The sequence below is a fragment of the Streptosporangium vulgare genome (assembly GCF_042428775.1).
GTDB lineage: Bacteria > Actinomycetota > Actinomycetes > Streptosporangiales > Streptosporangiaceae > Streptosporangium > Streptosporangium vulgare.
Genome location: NZ_JBHMBS010000015.1, coordinates 65949 through 85585, shown reverse-complemented (window position 1 = coordinate 85585; position 19637 = coordinate 65949). Strand labels below are relative to the sequence as shown.

The following is a 19637-nucleotide window of genomic DNA, read 5'->3' as shown; positions in this document are numbered from 1 at the left end:
CGGCTCGTGCCCGGCCGACGAACGACGACGAACGACGACGAACAGGAGGACCGGGCGAAGGGGACCGGGCAAGGGGGCCAGGCCCAGGCCAGGAGGACCGGGCAGGGGACCACTGGGCGAGCGGACCGGGAAGGGGAGAGGGAGAGGGAGCCGGAAAGAGAGCCGGGAAAGGGAGGCGGCCCCGCCTCCCCGGGGGCGGGGTGGCGGGGCCGTCGCGTTCGGGCCTCACCCGGGCCCCGCGGGAGCGGGACCCGGGATCAGCGGGTTACGGGAGCGCCGGGTAGGCGTTCTGGAGCAGCTGGCGGAACTGGGCGGAGAACCACTGGCCGGAGATCGGCGCGTCGGCCAGGGCCCCGCTCATGTGGTTGCCGTTGCGCTCGTTGCCACCGTAGGTCGGGTCGCACATCCGGTCGAAGCCCTTGCCCTCGTTGTTCGGGATCTCCTTGCTGGAGCCGTCGGACTCGCCCGGGGGCTTGATCCAGACGTAGGCGTCCAGACCGGCGGCGGGGCTGGCCTGCGGACGCTCGCCCAGTCCGGCACCGCTCTGGTTGCACCAGTTGCCGGCGTGGAACCTGCGGTCGACGCGCGACTGGTCGACGAAGGTGTTCAGCACCGTGGAGGTGCTGGGAGCGGCCGGGCGGGCCGAGCCTCCCCAGCCGTTGCGGGAGGTGTCGATCAGCATGCCGATGTTGGACTTGAAGCCCTTCTGGATCAGCGTGTTCCTGAACGCCTGGGCGAAGGAGAGCTCGTCGACGTAGAAGTTCCAGTCGACCCAGGTGGACTGGCGGATGTTCTGGCCGTTGACGGTGGTGTTGATGGTGAAGTGCGGCTCACGCAGCGCCGAGTAGTTGGCGGTGTTGGTGATGAAGCCGTCCACGCTGTCGAAGCCCGCGGCGGTGCCGGAGACGGTGCTCGCGAACAGGTCCGCGGACGGGCCGAAGTTGGAGTCCCAGCCGAGCCAGCCGTGGTGCCCGGCGTCGACGTAGGTGTAGACGTTCTTGATCGCGTGCAGCTTGTCCAGGGCGTAGCGGACGCCGTTGACGTAGGCGCCGCTGTCCTTGGCCTCCTGGCACTTCGCCAGGTTGAGGTTGGTGACCAGGTTCGGCAGCGAGTCGATCTCGACGATCGCGGAGATCCGCAGGCCCGCGTACTTCGACTCGCCCATGATCGCGGCGATCGGGTCGATGTACTCGGTCTTGTAGCGGTTCAGGCCGTTCTGAGAGATGAGCAGCTCACCGTTGGAGGCGAGCGCCGAGCAGTCGCGGTTGGGCAGGTTGTAGATGACGAACTGGATCGTCAGCGGCTTGCTGCCGTTGGCCGCGTCCTGCACCAGGGCCTCGTTCAGGTGGGCGCGCAGGCCCCTGGCCGAGGAGGACCCCTCGATGGCGGCGATGCGGTCCAGCCACACGCCGGTGGAGATGTTGGCGACCGCGTTGCCGCCCGGCTCGGCGGCGGCCTTGGACGACCAGTCGGGGTTCACGTAGCCGTCGGCGCCGGAGTAGGGGTTGTCGACGTGCACCGGCGTCGGATTGGTGCCGTCGTCGTCGGCCTCGGTCACGGCGACGGTGGCACCGGTGTGGCCGCTGGCGGCGGCCGTGATGGTGGCGGTGCCGTTGGCCTCGTCGGAGTCCTGGGCGGCCGAGACCGTGACGTTCTGCGCCGTGTTCCAGTTGGCGGTGGTGAAGGCCAGCGTGGAGGGCGAGATGGTGAGGTCCGCGTCACCCGTCTTGGTCAGGTTGACCGTGACGTTGCCGCTCGGCGCCTGGCTGAGCCTGAAGCCGACCGTCCCGGACGAGCCCTCGGAGACGCTGAGGGAGGTCGGGGAGGCGACGATCGACGGCGTCGAGGTGCCACCCACGGTGAAGGGGACCGCGGCGGTCTGGGTGGAGAGCGCCGGGGAGGCGTTGTCGTAGGCCTTGGCACTGGCGGTGTGGGAGCCGGACGACAGGCCGGTGGCGGAGTAGGAGTAGGGGGAGCTGGTGTCGGTGTTCACCAGCGCGCCGTCGACGTAGAACTCCACCTTGCTGACGGAGCCGTCGTCGCTCGCGGTCGCCGCGAGCGGCACCGCGGCACCGGCCTGGTGGGAGGAGCCGGAGGCGGGGCTGGTCAGGCTGACCGTGGGGGGCTGGTTGACCGGGGGCTGCCCGCCGCAGGTCACGCCGTTGACCGTGAAGGCGCTGGGCTTGGGGTTGCTCCCGGTCGACGCCCCGTTGAAGCCGATGCTGGTGGAGGCACCGGTGGCGAGGGAGCCGTTCCAGGAGAGGTTCTTCGCGGTGACCTGGGTGCCCGACTGGGCCCAGGTCGCCGACCAGCCCTGCTGGAGGGTCTGCCCGGCGGTGAAGGCGAAGCCCAGCGTCCAGTTGGTGAGCGGGTCACCGAGGTTCTTGATGGTGACGCTGGCGGTGAATCCGCCCTGCCAGTCGTTGGTGGTGTAGGCGACGTCGCAGGCGACTGCGGCGTGCGCCGTGGCGGCTTGCCCGGTGGCGAGACCGGCGGCGGCCACAAGCGTGGCCGCCAGGGTCGCCACCCGGTTGCGCCAGGCGTGGCGGCGCGGATTGACTGTCATTCGTGATCATCTCCAGGGGGATGGTGGGAGCGCTCCCATATTCCGGATGTTTCACGGATGTGTACAGCTTGTTGCACGTCGGAGGCCCTCGAATGGGGCCGTCCCAGCCTCTGACCTCACCGAACAGATTTCGAGCGCGATGAAAGTTTCAGACCCCTCTCCAAAACCCCTCACTGACGGTGCGTGGCAACCGCCGCCGAACCCCCCGGGGGACCCGGAGAACCGGCGCCCCGGAGACCCCCGGTTCCCTCACGCCTCGCCCCTGACGCGGCGCCCCCGCGTCTCACCCCTGGCGGACGCCGCCGTCCCCGGGCCCCTCGCGCCTCGCCTTCGGCGCGGCCGGCCGGCACCCCCGGCTCCTCGCGCCCGGCTCCTCGTGCCCGGCTCCTCGTGCCCGGCTCCTCGTGCCCGGCTCCTCGTGCCCGGCTCCTCGTGCCCGGCGCACGCCGGCCTCCCCGGGCCGCCTGCGCGAAGCGCGCACCCGGGCAGGGCCGCCACTACTCGGTGGCCGCCATGGCGGCGCCCACGATGCCCGCCTCGTTCTGAAGGCCCGCGGGAACGATCGGGGTGCGCAGCTTGATCTGGGGCAGGAACTTCTCGGCCTTCTTGCTGACCCCTCCGCCGATGATGAACAGCGACGGGGAGAACAGCGCCTCGACGTGCTCCAGATACTCCTGCACCTTCTCGGCCCACTCGTCCCAGTCGAGGTCGTGCGCCTCGCGGGCGTGGTCGGAGGCGCGCTTCTCGGCCTCCTTGCCCCTGATCTCCAGGTGGCCGAGCTCGGTGTTGGGCACCAGCCTGCCGTCGATGAGCAGGGCGCTGCCGATCCCGGTGCCGAAGGTCAGCAGCATCACCACCCCCGTCCTGCCCTTGGCGGCGCCCGCCGCCACCTCGGCGACACCGGCCGCGTCGGCGTCGTTGAGCACGGTCACCGGCAGCCCCGTCACCCCGGAGAACAGCTTCCGCGCGTCCGTGCCGATCCAGTCCTTGTCCACGTTCGCGGCCGACCTGGCGACCCCGTCGACCACGATCCCGGGAAAGGTCACCCCCACCGGCCCGTTCCAGGCGAAGTGCTTGACGATCTCCGCCACCACCTCGGCCACCGCCTCGGGCTTGGCGGGGTCCGGCGTGGGGATGCGCAGCCGCTCCCGCGTCAGCCGCCCCTGCGCGACGTCCACCGGCGCACCCTTGATCCCCGACCCGCCGATGTCGATTCCCAGCGCTTCCATGTACTTACCTCCTGTTGACTCCCCCTTCCCCCCGATAGGCGGCTGATACTCGTTTGCAGCGAGCGGTCAACCCGGTTGAAAGCGGTCCATCACAGACTGTGGGCACAGCAGCCGGAAAGGAACCCCTCCCATGACGATCAGTCGCCTCCTCACAGGACTCGCCCTCGCCACCGCTCTCGTCTCCATCGCCCCGGCGACCGCCCAGGCAGCCACCGCCCAGCCCCAGAACGGCCCGGCTGCCACCGGCACGACGGCGTCGCAGGGCGCCGGTCCGTGGGGCACCTACTACGCGCCGGGCAGGAGGGCGAAGGCGAACGGCTCGCTGACGGTCTCCGGTGAGGACCACGCGGTCATCCCCGCCGCCGAGAGGGGCAGGATCTCCGGCAAGGTCTACGACCTGACGAGGGGCCCCTCCTGTGGCTGGGCGGTCTTCCGCCTCACCTACCGGACCGCCGACGGCAAGAACCTGCCGTTCAAGCACCGCAGCATCGTCGACTGCTCCTACGGCACCCCGAAGTCGTTCACGTTCACCCAGCGCGACCTCTACCAGGTCGAGCTCAAGGTCTGCTCCGAGGCCAAGGCGTCCAAGCCCTCCCTGAACTGCCTGTACGCGGGCAGCTGGAAGATTCTCTACGTCTCGAAGTGACCCGGCGGGCGGGTCTCCCCGCCCGCCCGGCACGGCGACCGGGCCGCCGTCTCGACGGGAGCGTCAGCTCGTCGAGGTGGCGGCCCGGCGCCTGCCACGATGCCGAGGGCTGTGACGGGCACGACCGACCCGGCGCCTGCGGCGCACCACGATGCCGAGGGCGGTGGCGGGCACGACCAGCCCGGCCACCAGCCCCACCAGGGGCAGGTGGTTCTCGTCCGGTTCGACGGAAAGGCCCTTACCTGTCGCCGGGAAGGTGAAGGTGGCGTTGACCACCCGTTTCACCGTGCCGCTCATCAGGGTCAGCCTGCCCTTCCACGGACCGTCGGGCATGCGCCGGTCCATGGTCACGGTCACCGGGGCGACGGCACCGGGAAGCACCGTGACCCCGAGATCGGCGGGAAAGGCCCGGCCTGCAGACCGCCGGGGCCGTCCGTCGGCGACAGCGGCCCGTTCATGTCCAGGGTCCGCTCCCCGGTGTTGTGGACCAGTGCCTCCAGTTGCGGGCTGCCGTCCGGGGTGCGCACGGGCGTCAGCTTCTCGATCCGGAAGTCCGACGGCGGTTCGCCGCCCGGCCCGATGCCGAGGTAGACGCGGATCCCGACCCGGTTGACGACGCGCACGGGGTGGGCGTCGTCGGGTTCGGCCGCGACCTCCGCCCAGACGACGCCGAACCGCTCGCCGCGCGAGGCGATGGGCGGCACCTTGATCGTTACCTGTGCGGTCGCCGTGCCGCCCGGCGGCAGGTCGACCGAGTCGCGGTCGAGCGATGTCCAGCTCACCAGCTCGTTCCAGGGACGGCCGGCCGGTGCGACGATGTCCAGGGTTCCCGCCGTCACGGAGAACGTGACGATGGTGTCGGCGGTGGGAGCGGCTATCGCCGGTGCCGCCTTGATGACCATCAAGGCGCCGACGCCCGCCGAGGTGGGCGCGGCGAATCTCTTACGCAAGATCTTTTCCTTCCGAATGACGAGACATGTCTTCGGGAGGGCGGCAAGCGGTGGATCTTCCACACCTGTCGCGATAACTCCAAGAGATCAACAACTACTCAGCGCGACGAAAACCGCAAACGGGAGATCCCTAGATGTTCTGCCGGAAGCCAAAGCACCGAACGGGACGAAAAAGGGCGTGTGGTGCGACATCGCAAGTCCGCTACACGTCCGAACCGGCTGGTTGAACCCCCTCGGGGACCATCCCGGGGAGCGCGGAGGCCACCCCGGGACCCCCCGGTGCCGCCTCCCGTCACGAAGGGCACAGAGATCCCGGAGGTTCCACTTTCAGGAAGCCAGGGACATTCGGGCTTCTTATTGGAGACATATATCTGTAACAGGCGAATGTAAATCCGGAAGATAGCGACGTTCGCTTGCCGGATCGTCCGCGAAGCCGGTGCGTGACGGGCGGCCGGAGCGGGGTCTCCTCAGGGCCGGGCCGGTCGAGGCCCTCAGCGCTTGACCGGGCCGGTCGAGGCCCTCACCACCAGCTCGGGCTCGAAGAGCAGCTCGTCGGCCGGGACCAGGGCCTTGTCGATCTGTGCCGCGAGCAGGTCGACGACCGCGCGGCCCATCGCGTCGATCGGCTGGCGCAGCGTCGTCAGCGGCGGGTCGGTGCAGTTCATCAGCGCGGAGTCGTCGTAACCGATCACCGAGACGTCGTCGGGCACGGAGAGCCCCGCCCTGCGGGCGGCCCTGATCGCGCCCAGGGCCATCACGTCGCTGGCGCAGATGACGCCGGTCACGCCCCTGCGGATGAGCCTCGCGGCCGCCGCGTGCCCCCCTTCCAGGGAGAACATGGTGTGCTCCACGAACTCGGGGTCGAGGTCCGCGGCGTCCAGCTTGCGTCGCGAGGGCACGTGGTCGGGAGGGCCGAGCACCATGCCGATCCGCTCGTGGCCCAGCGACCGCAGGTGGCCGAGGGCCATCTCGGCGGCGGCCACGTCGTCGCAGGAGACCTGAGGGAAGGCGAGGTGCGCGACCGCGGCGTTCACCAGCACGGTCGGCAGGCGCCGCTCCCGCAGCAGCTCGTAGTGCTCGTGGGAGGCGTCGGCCTGCGCGAACAGCCCTCCGGCGAAGACCACGCCGGAGACCTGCTGCTGGAGCAGCAGGTCGACGTACTCCGCCTCGGAGACGCCGCCCAGGGTGCGGGTGCACAACACGGAGGTGAACCCCTGCTGGGCCAGCGCGCCCCCGACGACCTCGGCGAAAGCGGGGAAGATGGGGTTCTGCAGCTCGGGGAGGACGAGCCCGACCAGCCGCGCCCTGTCGCCGCGCAGCTGGGTCGGCCGCTCGTAGCCGAGCACGTCGAGCGCCGTGAGGACGGCCTCACGGGTCGCCTCGGACACTCCGGGCTTCCCGTTGAGCACGCGACTGACCGTCGCCTCGCTCATCCCGACCTTCTTGGCCACTTCTGCAAGCCGTCGCGTCATGATGAAACTATAAGGCAAGAGAAGCAATTACTTGCGGCGACTTGCGAAAGTTACGTCAACAGTCAGGTCCGGCGGGTCGTGCCGGTCAGCTTTCGGTGATCCTGCCGCCGTCGACGTGGACCCGCCGGGTGGTGTGCACCGCGTCCAGCATCCGGCGGTCGTGGGTGACCAGCAGCAGCGTACCGGGATAGGAGGCGAGCGCGGACTCCAGCTGCTCGATCGCGACCAGGTCCAGGTGGTTGGTCGGCTCGTCGAGCACGAGGAGGTTCACCCCGCGCGCCTGGAGCAGCGCCAGCGCGGCCCGGGTCCGCTCCCCCGGCGACAGCGTGGCGGCCGGGCGCGGCACGTGCGCGGCCCGGAGCCCGAACTTGGCGAGCAGCGTGCGGACGTCCGCGGGAACCATGTCGGGCACGGCCGCGCCGAACGCCTCCACCAGGGGTTCGTCGCCGAGGAACAACCCCCGCGCCTGGTCCACCTCGCCGACGACCACCCCGGGACCGAGCGAGGCGTTGCCCTCGTCCAGCGGGAGCCGGCCCAGGAGCGCGGCCAGCAGGGTCGACTTGCCGGAGCCGTTGGCGCCGGTGACCGCCACCCGCTCGGCCCAGCCGACCTCCAGGTTCACCGGGCCGAGGGTGAAGGCGCCGCGCCGGACCACGGCCTCGCGCAGCGTCGCGACGACGGCCCCCGACCTCGGGGCCACCGCGATCTCCATGCGGAGCTCCCACTCCTTGCGGGGCTCCTCGACCTCCTCCATCCGCTCGATCAGCCGCTCGGTCTGCCGGGCCTTCGCGGCCTGCTTCTCGGTGGCCTCGGTACGGAAATTGCGGCCGATCTTGTCGTTGTCGGACGCCTTGCGCCGCGCGTTCTTGACGCCCTTCTCCATCCAGGCGCGCTGCATCCCCGCGCGCTGCTTGAGGGAGGCGACGGTACCGGCGTACTCCTCGTACTCGTCGCGGGCGTGCCGACGGGCGACCTCGCGCTCGGCGAGGTACGCCTCGTAGCCGCCGCCGTGCACCCTGACCAGCTGCTGGGCGAGGTCGAGCTCGACGACCCGGTTCACGGTCCTGGCCAGGAACTCGCGGTCGTGGCTGACCAGGACGGTCCCGGCGCGCAGGCCGGTGACGAAGCGTTCGAGCCGCTCCAGCCCCTCCAGGTCGAGGTCGTTGGTGGGCTCGTCGAGCAGGAAGACGTCGTAGCGGCTGAGCAGCAGGGAGGCCATGCCCGCCCGCGCGGCCTGGCCGCCGGAGAGCGCCGTCATCGGCCGGTCGAGCTCCACGGCGAGGCCGAGCTCGGCGACGACCTCGGCGGCCCGGTCCTCCAGGTCGGCACCGCCCAGGGCGAGCCAGCGCTCCAGGCCGGCGGCGTAGTCGTCGTCGGCCCCCGGGGTCCCCTCCACCAGCCCCTGGGTCGCGGCGTCCAGCGCGCGCTGCGCGGCGGCCACCCCGGTGCGGCGGGCCAGGAAGTCCGCGATCGTCTCGTCCGCGCGGCGCTCGCGCTCCTGGGGGAGGTAGCCGACCGACGCCGAGGGCGGGCTGAGCCGCACGGAGCCGTGCTCGGGAGGGAGCAGTCCCGCGAGGATCCGCATCAGGGTGGACTTGCCCGCGCCGTTCACCCCGACCAGGCCGACGATGTCGCCGGGGGCGACCACCAGGTCGAGCCCGGAGAAAAGCGCTCGGTCGCCGTGTCCGGCGGTCAGGTCCTTGGCGACGATGGTGGCACTCATACGCAAACGCTATCCGCCCGCGGGCACCACGGCGCCATGTCCTACATGTCTGTTATGTCTGATTAACGACCCCGAGTCGCCTCGACTGGATGCCGTCACGCACCCCAGGTGCGCCCACTAGGCCCTATTCCCGACAAATCAGACATATCTTACTTATTAGCGAAAAATTTCTGGATCTCGAGAACCGGTGGTTGACCTGGTCGTTCTTGTCGGAAAACGTTACCTTACGGAGATCTAAGTCCTCTTTTTTGGGCACTTCGGGCAACATCAGTCGCTTTCGTGTCGTCTTATGGGACGGGGACGGTCAACTCTGGCCGCCTCCGAGAACGGGGAGAAGAGGAAAGCGTCTTGATGAAACGAATCGCTATCGGTCTGCTGTCGGCGGCGGTGAGCAGCTCGCTGCTCCTGTCCGCGGGAACGGCCTCCGCGGAGCGAGTCGCTCTCAGCGTGCGCATCGACAACGTCAGCCCGAACCCGGTCGTCGTGAAGGGAGACGACGACACGAGGGTCACCATCGAGGTCCGTACCAGCGAGGCCACCCGCGTCGAGCTTCGCCTCAGGCCGGTCTCCGACCAGGCCCGCACCCAGGCGGCGGAGGAGCCCAGGCTCCTGCACCAGGGTGACCTGTGGCGCTTCACGACCAGCTTCGACGAGAACGACTTCGAGGGTCGCTGGGTCGCGATCGCCGACGCGTACGACAAGGACGGCAAGAAGGTGACCGATGAGGTCAACTTCTCCGTCGTGCACGAGGAGGCCGAGAAGGCCGACACCCGCATCTACCGGTTCTCCGCGAGCCCCGACAGCGTCCGCAAGGGCCGCTGGGTCTACTTCACCGGCCGTCTCCAGGTGGACGACGACCGCTGGAAGGGCGTGCGCGGCGAGGAGGTGGAGATCTACTTCCGCAAGCGCGGCTCCAACACGTGGAAGTTCGTGACCTCCCCCGACACCGGCTGGAAGGGCACCTTCCGCGCCAAGGCCCGCGCGTACAGCAGCGGTGAGTACCGCGCGATCTTCGACGGCACCGACGAGCTCTCCGAGAGCCGTAGCCGGTCCGACAGGGTGCGCGTCTACACCCGCCACTGGTAGTCCCGCCTGACGGTCGCGTCGCGGCCGGACGGTAGCCGACGCGGAAGCCCGGGGCGACCCGGGCTTCCGCCGTTTCCGGCGTTTCCCGTGGGTCCCGCTTGATCTCCCGGCTTTCGGGCAGCGAAGGGGCAGGACGACCGGAGGGAAGCCGCGCCGATGACGACCGGTGATTTCTACGACTACTCCGAACTGCTGGAGGAGCACGAGCAGGAGATCGTGCTCCGGGTACGGGAGTTCATGGCGCGGGAGGTCGCGCCCATCGCGAACGAGGCGTGGACCAACGCGCGCTTCCCCCACCAGCTGATCCCCGAGTTCGCCAAGCTCGACATCGCGGGCCTGGCCTATCGGGGGGCGCGGAGCCTGCTGACCGGGTTCGTGGTGCTGGAGATGAACCGGGTGGACCCGTCGATGGGCACGTTCTTCGGTGTCCACAACGGTCTGGCGATGGGCAGCGTCGACCGGCTGGGCTCGGAGGAGCAGCGGAAGCGGTGGCTGCCGCCGATGGCGGCGATGGAGAAGATCGGGGCGTTCGCGCTGACGGAGCCCGAGGGGGGTTCCGACGTCGCGGCGGGGCTGCGCACCACGGCCCGGCGCGAGGGAGACGTGTGGGTCCTCAACGGGGCCAAGCGCTGGATCGGCAACGCGACCTTCGCCGACCTGATCGTGGTGTGGGCCAAGGACGAGGCCGACGGCCAGGTGAAGGGGTTCGTGGTGGAGAAGGGCACGCCCGGCTTCGCCGCCACGAAGATCGAGAACAAGATAGCCCTGCGCACGGTCCAGAACGCCGACATCACGCTCACCAACTGCCTGGTGCCGGAGATCAACCGGCTGCAGAAGGCCAACGGCTTCCGCGACACCGGCACCATCCTGCGGCAGACCCGGGGAGGCGTGGCCTGGCAGGCGGTGGGCTGCATGACGGGCGCCTACGAGCTCGCGCTGGAGTACGCCAAGACGCGCGAGCAGTTCGGGCGGCCGATCGCGGGCTTCCAGCTCGTGCAGGACCTGCTCGTACGGATGCTGGGCAACGTCACCTGCTCGCTGGGCATGGTGGTGCGGCTGGCACAGCTCCAGGACGCGGGTGTCTACAAGGACGAGCACTCGGCCATGGCCAAGGCCTTCTGCACGGCGCGGATGCGCGAGGCCGTGGGATGGGCCAGGGAGATCCTGGGCGGCAACGGCATCGTCCTCGACTACGACGTCGGCCGGTTCGTGGCCGACTCCGAGGCGATCTACTCCTACGAGGGGACGCGCGAGATCAACACCCTGATCGTGGGACGGGCGATCACCGGCACGAGCGCCTTCGTCTGAGCACGCCGTCTCCCGAGCGCCCTCGTCCGGGCGTCGTCGGCGACAGGCGTGTGACCGCTCCGGTCAGTGGTCGCGGCGGGTGACGAGGCGGGCGAGTGTGGCCAGCTCGGCGGCGGGCCGGGACAGCGCGCCCGCGCTCACCAGGTGACGCAGGGCCCGGGCGAGCAGCTCGTCGGCCTCCATCTGGGTCCAGGCCCGCCCGCCCGCGGCCTCGACGAGCTCGGCCGCGCGGACCAGCTCGGTGTCGGAGAGCGGGTGCTCCCGGTGGTAGAGCCCGGCCAGCTCCCGTCCGGCCGGGGTGCCCGAGGTCAGGGCGGCGACGACCGGGATGGACTTCTTGCGGCTGCGCAGATCCGAGTGGACCGGTTTGCCGGTCGTCTCGGGGTCTCCCCAGATGCCCAGCAGGTCGTCGACGAGCTGGAACGCCAGCCCCAGGTCCCTGCCGAAGGCGACGAAGTGCTCGACCTGCTCGGGGCCGCCACCGCCGAACAGGGCGCCGAGCCCGCAGGCGCACCCCAGCAGGGCCCCGGTCTTGCCGGCCGCCATGCTCATGCACTCGGCCGGCCCGACGTCCTGGCGCTCCTCGAAGGCGACGTCCGCGCTCTGGCCGTCCAGCAGCTCCTGGACCGCGGCGCTGAAGATCCGGGTCGCCTCGGCGGTGACCGGGTGCCCTCCGGTCGCGAGCACGTCGAAGGCGAGCGTCAGCAGCGCGTCACCGGCCAGGATGGCCGGGCTGACGCCGAAGACGGCCCAGGCCGTGGGGCGGTGGCGGCGGGTCCGATCGCCGTCCATCACGTCGTCGTGCAGGAGGGAGAAGTCGTGCACCAGCTCGACGGCGGCCGCCGGCCGGAGCGCCGAGGCGGCGGTGCCGCCGACCGCCTCGGCCGACAGCAGGGCCAGCGCGGGGCGGATCGCCTTGCCCCCGCCGGTCGCGGACGGCCGGCCCTGCTCGTCCCACCAGCCGAAGTGGTATCCGGCGATGCGCCTCATCGACGCGGGCAGCGTGTCGGCCGCCGGGCGCAGGGTCGCCTCGACCATGTCCCGGCTCCAGGCCAGCACCGCACCCGCGGACCGCCCGTCGGTCGACGTCTCGATGGTCGTCATCATCGCTCTCCCTCGCTCAGCGGCCGGTCCGAAGCCCTGTCCCCGCCTGTCGTCAGTGGCCGATCTCGACGTCTTCCAGGATTCCGAGCGCGTCGGGCACCAGGACGGCGGCGGAGTAGTAGGCGCTCACCAGGTAGGAGATGATCGCCTTCTCGCTGATGCCCATGAAGCGGACCGACAGGCTCGGCTGGTATTCGTCGGGGATGCCGGTCTGGTGCAGGCCGATGACCCCCTGGTTGTCCTCGCCGACGCGCATGGCCAGGATCGAGGTGGTGCGGGTCTCGGTGATGGGGATCTTGCTGCAGGAGAAGATGGGGACGCCGCGCCAGGCGGGCACCCCGCTGCCGCCGACGTCGACGCCCTGCGGGTAGAGGCCGCGCGCGTTGCACTCGCGGCCGAAGGCGGCGATGGCGTGCGGGTGGGCGAGGAAGAAGCTCGTGCTCCTGCGGCGGCTGAGCAGCTCGTCGAGGTCGTCGGGGGTGGGCGGGCCGGTGCGGGTGTGGATCCGCTGCTTGAGGTCGGCGTTGTGCAGCAGCCCGAACTCGCGGTTGTTGATCAGCTCGTGCTCCTGCCGCTCGCGCAGCACCTCGATCGTGAGCCGGAGCTGCTGCTCGATCTGGTCCATCGGGTCGTTGTAGAGGTCGGCCACCCGGCTGTGCACGCGCAGCACCGTCTGCGCGACGCTCAGCTGGTATTCGCGCGGGGAGAGCTCGTAGTCGACGAACGTGCCCGGCAGGTCGGCCTCCCCCGCGTGCCCGGCGGCCACCTCGACGGCGGCCTCGCCGTACTTGTTCTGTGGTCCCTGGGCGGCCGTCTCACGCTGCCGCAGGTGGGTCTGGAGCGTCTCCGCCTGCTCGGCCACCTCCAGGAAGGCCTGCCGGGGCAGGACCATCGCCGTGCCGCCGGTGATCGCCTTGGCGGTGAACGGCCACTCGCCCCCCTCGCCGACCAGCGTGTCGTCGCCGAAGTGGTCGCCCGCGGCCAGCACGGTCAGCACGATCTCGTCACCGTACGGGCCGGTGCCGACCTTGTTGACCTTGCCGTGCGCGATGACCACGACCTCGTCGGCGGGCCGCCCCGACTCCACGAGCACGTCACCGGCCTGGAAGTCCCGCTGGACGAACCGGCCCGCCAGCGCGTCGAGGACGTCGGAGTCGTCGAACCCGCGCAGCAGGGGCAGCTCGCACAGCTCGGCCGGGATGACCGCCACCTGCGACCCGGAGTTGGTGAAGCTCACCCGCCCGTCGCCGATCGTGTAGGTCAGCCGCCGGTTGACCCGGTAGGTGCCGCCCGAGACCTGCGTCCAGGGGAGCATCCGCAGCAGCCACCGCGAGGTGATCTCCTGCATCTGGGGAGTCGACTTGGTCGTCGTCGCCAGGTTACGCGCGGCGTCCGTACTCAGACTCAGCTGCGAGCGGCCAGCCTCGAACTCCGTCACAACACACCACCGATCCGTACTCGTACTGACAGGGGAAAGAAGACATGGAACAACCAGGGGGGAACGTCAATTACCCGCGACAGAAACGGCAGAATCGTTGACCCCCCGATGCGCGGAGCCGAACAGGGCCCGCCACCGTGGACGCCTCAATTTTGGGTTGCCCTTAAATATCTTGTCAAGCATTGGATACGATCCGGCCGACAATCGACAAAGCCGTTATCGCCAAATGCCCGAAAAACAATGAATGTCTTATTCATGTCGACGTCCCAGCCACTCAATGGTGCTGCGAGCTGGGAATATCCGTTATGCCAGACATTGTGCTGCGCATCCCCGGAGGCCGACGCGGCGCCACGGAAATCCCTCTCCGCGCGACGCGAGAAACCTCCCGGGCCGCACCGGGAACACCCCGGCCCCGCGCGGTGGCGCGACAAGACGACGACGGAAAGGCGAAATACCGCCCGAAGCGGCATATCTCATAAAAGATAAAAAACAGGCAGAACCGGTCAGCGGGATGGTTTCTGCGCGCGGCCCAGGAGTTCGGCGAACAGGTTCTCCCAGAGCGGCATGACCATCTCGGGCGTGTAGTCACGCGCGGTGACGAGGGCGGCGGCCCCCATCCGCTCCCGCAGCCCCCGGTCCTCGATGAGCCGGATCATCGCCGCCGCCAGCGCGTCGACGTCCCGGGCAGGGACGAGCAGCCCGTCGACCCCGGGGGTGATCACGTCGGCCGGGCCGGTCGGGCAGTCGAAGGCGACGACGGGCAGCGCCTGGGTCATCGCCTCGATCATCACCATCGGCAGGCCCTCGAAGCGCGAGCTGAGCACGTAGAAGGAGGCCTTGGCCAGTTCCTCGTCGAGGTGGTCGGTCCGTCCCATCAGGGTGACGTTGTCCCGCAGCCCGTGCTCCTTCAGGAGCCCGCGCAGCGCGTCCTTCTTCGGGCCGGTGCCGTAGATGCGCAGCCGCCAGTCGGGGTGGCGGTCGACGACCTTGCGGAACGCGGGGATCAGCAGGTCGAAGCCCTTCTGCCCGACGAGACGCCCGGCCGCGACCACGAGCCTGTCCTCCTGCCAGGCGAGCGGCCGCCGCACGGGGCCGACCGCGTTGGGGACGCGCACGACGGGGGTGCCGGGCAGGAGCGCCTGGTACTCCCGCCTGTCGGTCCCGGTGAGCACGGCCACCGCGTCCAGGTTTCCGTAGTGACGGGCGATCGCCGCCCGGACCGCCTCGGGGTGGGTGGCCAGGTTCATGTGCTCCTGGGCGATCCTGACGACGGTCGCGGGAGCGCGCCGGGCGGAGATGAGGTTCAGCGCGGGACGGGTGGTGACCAGGATGCCGTCCTGGAGCCCGGAGACGTAGTCGATGACGGCCCGCTCCACGCGCTCGGTGAAGTAGGAGGCCGCGAACTCCCCGGCGGGCACGATCTTGCCGCGGATCCGCCGCCAGGCCCTGCGCCCCACCGAGTCCGAGGGCCTGCCGTCCCGCTGGTCCGACAGCGCCAGCAGGCGGACGCGCGCGTCGATCGGGAACTGGGGCCTCTCCCTCCGGCGCACCACGCTGACGATCTCGACGTCGTGCCCGGCGGCGGCCATCGCGTTCGCCTGGTTGATCACCGTGCGGATCGTCCCGCCCATGCCGTACGCGTGCAGGAGCATGTAGCGGATCTTCATGGGTTCGGTGGGTTCGGAGGCCCCGGGGGTCGCGGGCGTCGCGGGCGCTCCGGGCGACGTCACGTGGGCTCCGCGGCGCGGGGCAGGTATCCCCAGCTCTCGCACATCGGCCTGAGCGACTCCGGGATCTCCCTCTCCCCCGGCAGGTCGCGCGCGGGCTGCACGCTCCCCGAGCGGATCTTGTCCTTCCAGTCGCCGAGCCCCTTCTCCAGCACGGCCTGCTCGCCGTACGTCAGCATCCCCGGCTCCCAGGGGACGCCGAGGAAGTCGCAGAGGCGGCGCGCCTCTGCCTCGGGGTCGGCGGTCAGGTCCTCGTAGCGCACGGTGCACCCGCTGAGCGCCCCCCGCGCCCGCTGCACGGCCTTCATGTAGCGCAGGGCGTCGAGTGCCGCCTCCTCGGGCGTCCTCTTGCCGGCGCCGGCCTCGTACCACGAGCTCGCGACGGAGGCCGGGTGGCGCAGCAGGAAGACGAACCGGGCGTCCGGCCAGCACGCGGCGATGCGCCGGTACGCGAAGGCGTTGGCCGGTGTCTTGTCCACGACGAACGTCTTGCCGCTCTTGACCAGCTCGCGGTGGAGCACGCGGTCCCACAGCAGGTGTTCCAGGTCGGCCCGCTCGTGCCCGAGGGCTCCCATCGCCTTCTCCGCCAGCGAGGTGCCGAACTCCACCCGGAGCCTGCGCACGTGCAGCTCGTGCGGGGCGTGCAGCATGGAGTGGGCGTTGAGCAGTGCCCTCAGGAGCGTGGAGCCCGACCTCACCGGCGAGAGGATGAAGATCGGGGCGACCAGCAGCCGGTCGACCTTCGGGTCCGCGGGCGGCCTGAACGACTCCTCCACGGCCGCGGGCGTCCTCGCGGCCACCGGTGGACCAACTTTCCCTACTCGGTTAAGCTGGAATCCGGTTAGCCTGACAAGGGCGTCGTTGGCCTTGCGCTGCCAGTCCATGTCCAGGGAGGCTAGTCACCTTTCCTGGCATTTAACTGTGTGTTCACTTAGGAACACCTCCCTGTCCGCGAGCGCGTCCGGCCCTTGGGACGAATGTGTCCGACCCTTGAGACAAGGGCGGCACCAATCGGTGATTCACCCTTCCCACGCGGGGTAGTGACACGTTCCCACAGCTCAGAGGGTGTGCGACCGGCCGGCGACCAGGCTCGGGCGCCTCACCCCCGGCCTGCCGCGCCCCGCGAGGAGGAGATCGAGTGACCCATGACGTACGGCCGGATCCGGCCTCCTCCCAGACCTCGCCGGACGCCTCGTCCCGCGACGTCGACGACGCCACCGCCGAGGCCCTGGGAAAGCTCTCCGAGGCGCTGGAGACGACCGAGAGGGCCCGCGGGCACCTCTACTCCTTCCACCAGCTGACCGGTCACGCCGACCTGCAGCTCGACGAGGCGGTGAGACTGCTGCGCGCCGCGGGCCACCCCGAGATGGCCGACATGGTGACCCGCGAGCTGATCGGCCTCGACGTCATCCCGGGCCACTGGACCTTCCAGATCGTGGAGGAGTACGAGGACGGCTACCACGCCGTCTTCACCGGCGTGGAGAAGCGGATCAGGGAACGGCTCGCGGGCGGTCGCCGCCACCTCCACGAGGCGCGCATGAAGGAACACCGCCAGAGCTGACCCGCCGCCGCCCCGCCCGGTCGTCCCGGCGGCGGGCACACGCTCCCGGCCCCTCATCCGGCCTCGCTCCCGCCCTGGCGGAGGATCGCTGCGTACGGGTCCGGCGGCGAGCCCCGTACAGTGTGGGGCATGGGGATGGTCAAGACCGTGGGGCTGGTTCTGCACCCGCAGCGCGATTCGAAGGTGGCCATCGACACGATCGTGGAGTGGGCCCGCGCCCGTGACGTCACGGTGCTGGGGCTGCCCGACGAGGTCGGGCGCATCGACTGCAGCGCGGTGTCGGTCGACAGCGCCACCCTGGTCGACCGCGCCGACCTGCTCGTCAGCCTCGGCGGCGACGGCACGATGCTGCGCACCATGCGCCTCATCTCGGGGCGGCAGACCCCGGTCCTCGGCGTCAACCTCGGCAAGCTGGGGTTCCTCGCGGAGATCGACGTCGACGAGCTGCCCCCCGCGCTGTCGGCGATCGACAACCACGCCTACACGGTCGAGCCGCGCATGGCGGTGCGGGCGGCCCTGCCCGACGGCACCACGGTGACCGCGTTCAACGACATCGCCCTGGTGCGGATACCGGGGGACGGGCTGTCGGCGGTGTCGATCACCGTGGAGGGGCACCCCTTCGTGCGTTACGCGGCCGACGCGGTGATCGTGGCCACTCCCACCGGGTCGACCGCCTACAGCTTCTCCGCGGGCGGTCCCATCGTGTCGCCGACGGTCGAGGGGTACCTCGTGGTCCCCGCGGCGGCGCACTCGTCGTTCAACCGGGCCATCGTGCTCTCGGCCGACGAGCGGGTCGTGCTCGACCTGCTGCCGACGAGCGGCCGGCTCGCCGTGGAGGTGGACGGCACGGTGGCCGCGCACCTCACGCCGGGGGACGGGCTCGGCGTCACCGCGATCCGGGCCGCCGCCTGGGTGGTCCGGCTCGGCCCGAAGAGCTTCTACGACCGCGCCCGCCGCAAGCTCCGCGTCAACGGCAGCGCCGAGGTCGACTAGACCTCCCCGCAACGGCCGCGCCCACCTGTCAGGGCTCGCTCCCACACGCCCTCCGCCGGTCGTGAGCGTGACGAGGACGATCAGATGACAGCGCCCGTCATGAAGCTTTCACACCTCGCTTGACAGTCGGAAAGCGCTTACCTAGCTTGTGGATGTTCGCTCACATGTACGCGGATCGCACATGTGAACGGCGAGTGCTCGCTGGGGGGGATCCGAACCGCAGGCCGTACCGGCCTGCCGGACCAGCAAGGAGCTCGACTGTGCTGTACGCAATCAACGGGAAGGCGGCAGGCGTCCTCGTCGCGGTCGCCGCCCTCGCCCTGTCGGGAACGGTGGCCGGCGTCTCCGCCGCCTCCGCCGCCGCGCCCGCGGCGGGAAACTACAACCTGGTGAACGACGGCAGCGGCCTGTGCCTGACCGTTCCCGGCGCCGGCTCCTCCACCGGTGTCCAGCTCACCCAGAGCGGCTGCGGCGGCTCGGGGCAGTCCTGGGCCGTGACCGGGAGCGGCACCCAGCTCAAGGCCGTCCACAGCGGCCTGTGCGCGGGCGTCAAGGACGCGAGCACCTCCGCGGGCAAGGCGGTCCAGCAGGAGAGCTGCACCGGCGCCTCCTCCCAGACCTGGAACCTCACCGAGTCCGGCTCCACCTACCGGGTGGTCAACGCCAACGGCGGCAAGTGCCTCAACACCAAGGACAACTCCACCTCCTCCGGCGCCCTGATCCAGCAGAACTCCTGCGACTCGGTCGCCACCAAGCAGTGGAGGCTCGTCCCCGCGGGCGGCGGCCCCGGCCCGACGACCACCCCCACCCCCGGCCCGACGCCCACGATCACCTCCACCCCCGGCAACCCGGGCGGCCTCGTCGGCTGGGCGACCCAGGGCGGCGGCACCACCGGCGGCGGCAACGCCTCGCCCACCACGGTCGGCAGCTCCTCGGCGCTGAGCAGCGCGCTCTCGTCGAGCGGCGCGGCCGTCATCCGGGTGTCGGGCACGATCTCCTGCTCCGGGATGCTCAAGGTCGGCTCCAACAAGACGATCATCGGCAACTCGGGCGCCACCATCGTGGGCTGCGGATTCAACATCTCCCAGGCCTCCAACGTCATCGTCCGCAACCTGTCCTTCCGTGACTGGAACGACGACGGCATCCAGGTCCAGTACTCGACCCGGGTCTGGATCGACCACAACACCTTCAGCAACGGCTACGACGGCGCCGTGGACGTCAAGCGGGCCAGCGACTACGTGACCATCTCCTGGAACAGGGTCACCAACCACGACAAGTCCATGCTGCTCGGTCACGACGACGGCAACGGCTCCGAGGACCGCGGGCACCTGCGGGTGACCTACCACCACAACTGGTTCGACGGCAGCACCCAGCGCCACCCGCGCGTGCGCTTCGGCAACCCGGTGCACGTCTACAACAACTACTACGGCAACGTCGGCGGCTACGGCGTGGCCTCCACCGAGGGCGCGGGCGTCCTGGTCGAGGGCAACTACTTCGAGAACACCGACGACCCGTACCACCTCGGCGAGGGGGACTCGGGACCGGGCACCCTGGTCGCCCGCAACAACCACTTCGTCAACTCCGGCAACGGCCAGGCCGGTGGCAGCGTGGCCTCCATCCCCTACTCCTACTCCCTCGACAGCGCCTCCAGCGTCAAGTCGATCGTGACCGGCGGCGCCGGCGCCGGACGGATCTCCATCTGACGCGGACTCCGCCCCACGTCTGACCCGCGCCTGACCCGGGTCCGGCACGGATCCGGGAACCGGTTCCGTGGGGGCGGCGGCAGCCGAGCGTGGCCGGGCCCCGACGGGGCCCGGCCACAGGCTTTCACGGC

At 70.4% G+C, this 19637-nt stretch carries 16 protein-coding genes; 6 read left to right on the top strand and 10 right to left on the bottom strand.

What is annotated here, in order from left to right; genetic code table 11:
• Window positions 1-265: 265 nt before the first annotated feature.
• Together ACFFRH_RS27945 and ppgK are read right to left on the bottom strand one after the other, a co-directional pair.
• On the bottom strand, window positions 266-2566 hold the full coding sequence (locus tag ACFFRH_RS27945; RefSeq protein ID WP_386160720.1) for a glycoside hydrolase family 6 protein: 2301 nt from the start codon (window positions 2564-2566) through the stop codon (window positions 266-268).
• Between the two features lie 497 nt (window positions 2567-3063).
• On the bottom strand, window positions 3064-3795 hold the full coding sequence (gene ppgK / locus ACFFRH_RS27940) for a polyphosphate--glucose phosphotransferase (protein WP_386160718.1): 732 nt from the start codon (window positions 3793-3795) through the stop codon (window positions 3064-3066).
• A 130-nt stretch (window positions 3796-3925) separates the two neighbouring features.
• Between ppgK and ACFFRH_RS27935 the strand changes: the two genes are divergently transcribed.
• Window positions 3926-4441, top strand: coding sequence for a hypothetical protein (locus ACFFRH_RS27935; RefSeq protein ID WP_386160716.1), 516 nt, complete (start codon window positions 3926-3928; stop codon window positions 4439-4441).
• A gap of 63 nt (window positions 4442-4504) precedes the next feature.
• Here the strand turns inward: ACFFRH_RS27935 and ACFFRH_RS27930 are convergent, their stop codons facing one another.
• The 4 genes from ACFFRH_RS27930 to ACFFRH_RS27915 all read right to left on the bottom strand — a co-directional run bounded on the left by ACFFRH_RS27930 (window position 4505) and on the right by ACFFRH_RS27915 (window position 8586).
• The gene (locus tag ACFFRH_RS27930; RefSeq protein ID WP_386160714.1) at window positions 4505-4798 is read right to left on the bottom strand and encodes a hypothetical protein; all 294 of its coding nucleotides are present in this window, start codon (window positions 4796-4798) and stop codon (window positions 4505-4507) included.
• Window positions 4795-5391 carry a COG1361 family protein gene (locus ACFFRH_RS27925; protein ID WP_386160712.1) on the bottom strand — a complete coding sequence of 199 codons (597 nt, stop codon included), beginning with the start codon at window positions 5389-5391 and terminating at the stop codon, window positions 4795-4797. Before ACFFRH_RS27925 ends, ACFFRH_RS27930 begins: the two co-directional genes overlap by 4 nt.
• Window positions 5392-5882: 491 nt before the next feature.
• Complete coding sequence (locus tag ACFFRH_RS27920) at window positions 5883-6863, bottom strand: LacI family DNA-binding transcriptional regulator (RefSeq protein ID WP_329084127.1); 981 nt, start codon at window positions 6861-6863, stop codon at window positions 5883-5885.
• 85 nt (window positions 6864-6948) lie between these two features.
• On the bottom strand, window positions 6949-8586 hold the full coding sequence (locus ACFFRH_RS27915) for an ABC-F family ATP-binding cassette domain-containing protein (protein WP_386160709.1): 1638 nt from the start codon (window positions 8584-8586) through the stop codon (window positions 6949-6951).
• 351 nt (window positions 8587-8937) lie between these two features.
• Between ACFFRH_RS27915 and ACFFRH_RS27910 the strand changes: the two genes are divergently transcribed.
• Together ACFFRH_RS27910 and ACFFRH_RS27905 are read left to right on the top strand one after the other, a co-directional pair.
• Complete coding sequence (locus ACFFRH_RS27910; protein WP_386160707.1) at window positions 8938-9672, top strand: hypothetical protein; 735 nt, start codon at window positions 8938-8940, stop codon at window positions 9670-9672.
• Between the two features lie 156 nt (window positions 9673-9828).
• Window positions 9829-10980 carry an acyl-CoA dehydrogenase family protein gene (locus tag ACFFRH_RS27905; RefSeq protein ID WP_386160705.1) on the top strand — a complete coding sequence of 384 codons (1152 nt, stop codon included), beginning with the start codon at window positions 9829-9831 and terminating at the stop codon, window positions 10978-10980.
• A 63-nt stretch (window positions 10981-11043) separates the two neighbouring features.
• On the opposite strand, the gene ACFFRH_RS27900 is transcribed toward ACFFRH_RS27905, so the two are convergent.
• From ACFFRH_RS27900 to ACFFRH_RS27885, 4 genes are all read right to left on the bottom strand, one after another.
• Complete coding sequence (locus tag ACFFRH_RS27900; protein WP_386160703.1) at window positions 11044-12084, bottom strand: family 2 encapsulin nanocompartment cargo protein polyprenyl transferase; 1041 nt, start codon at window positions 12082-12084, stop codon at window positions 11044-11046.
• A 52-nt stretch (window positions 12085-12136) separates the two neighbouring features.
• Window positions 12137-13522, bottom strand: coding sequence for a family 2B encapsulin nanocompartment shell protein (locus ACFFRH_RS27895; RefSeq protein ID WP_386160701.1), 1386 nt, complete (start codon window positions 13520-13522; stop codon window positions 12137-12139).
• Between the two features lie 503 nt (window positions 13523-14025).
• Entirely contained in the window at window positions 14026-15252 is a 1227-nt protein-coding gene (locus ACFFRH_RS27890) for a glycosyltransferase family 4 protein (protein WP_386160699.1), read from the bottom strand.
• Window positions 15249-16049: a sulfotransferase family protein gene (locus tag ACFFRH_RS27885; protein WP_386160697.1), complete on the bottom strand. Its 801-nt coding sequence runs from the start codon at window positions 16047-16049 to the stop codon at window positions 15249-15251. The genes ACFFRH_RS27890 and ACFFRH_RS27885 overlap by 4 nt, the downstream gene beginning before the upstream one ends.
• 338 nt (window positions 16050-16387) lie before the next feature.
• Between ACFFRH_RS27885 and ACFFRH_RS27880 the strand changes: the two genes are divergently transcribed.
• From ACFFRH_RS27880 to ACFFRH_RS27870, 3 genes are all read left to right on the top strand, one after another.
• Window positions 16388-16810 carry a hypothetical protein gene (locus ACFFRH_RS27880; protein ID WP_386160695.1) on the top strand — a complete coding sequence of 141 codons (423 nt, stop codon included), beginning with the start codon at window positions 16388-16390 and terminating at the stop codon, window positions 16808-16810.
• Between the two features lie 129 nt (window positions 16811-16939).
• Window positions 16940-17803 carry an NAD(+)/NADH kinase gene (locus tag ACFFRH_RS27875; protein WP_386160693.1) on the top strand — a complete coding sequence of 288 codons (864 nt, stop codon included), beginning with the start codon at window positions 16940-16942 and terminating at the stop codon, window positions 17801-17803.
• Window positions 17804-18063: 260 nt separating this feature from the next.
• Window positions 18064-19506, top strand: a complete 1443-nt coding sequence (locus ACFFRH_RS27870; RefSeq protein ID WP_386160691.1) for a pectate lyase family protein — start codon at window positions 18064-18066, stop codon at window positions 19504-19506.
• The last annotated feature ends 131 nt before the right edge of the window (window positions 19507-19637 follow it).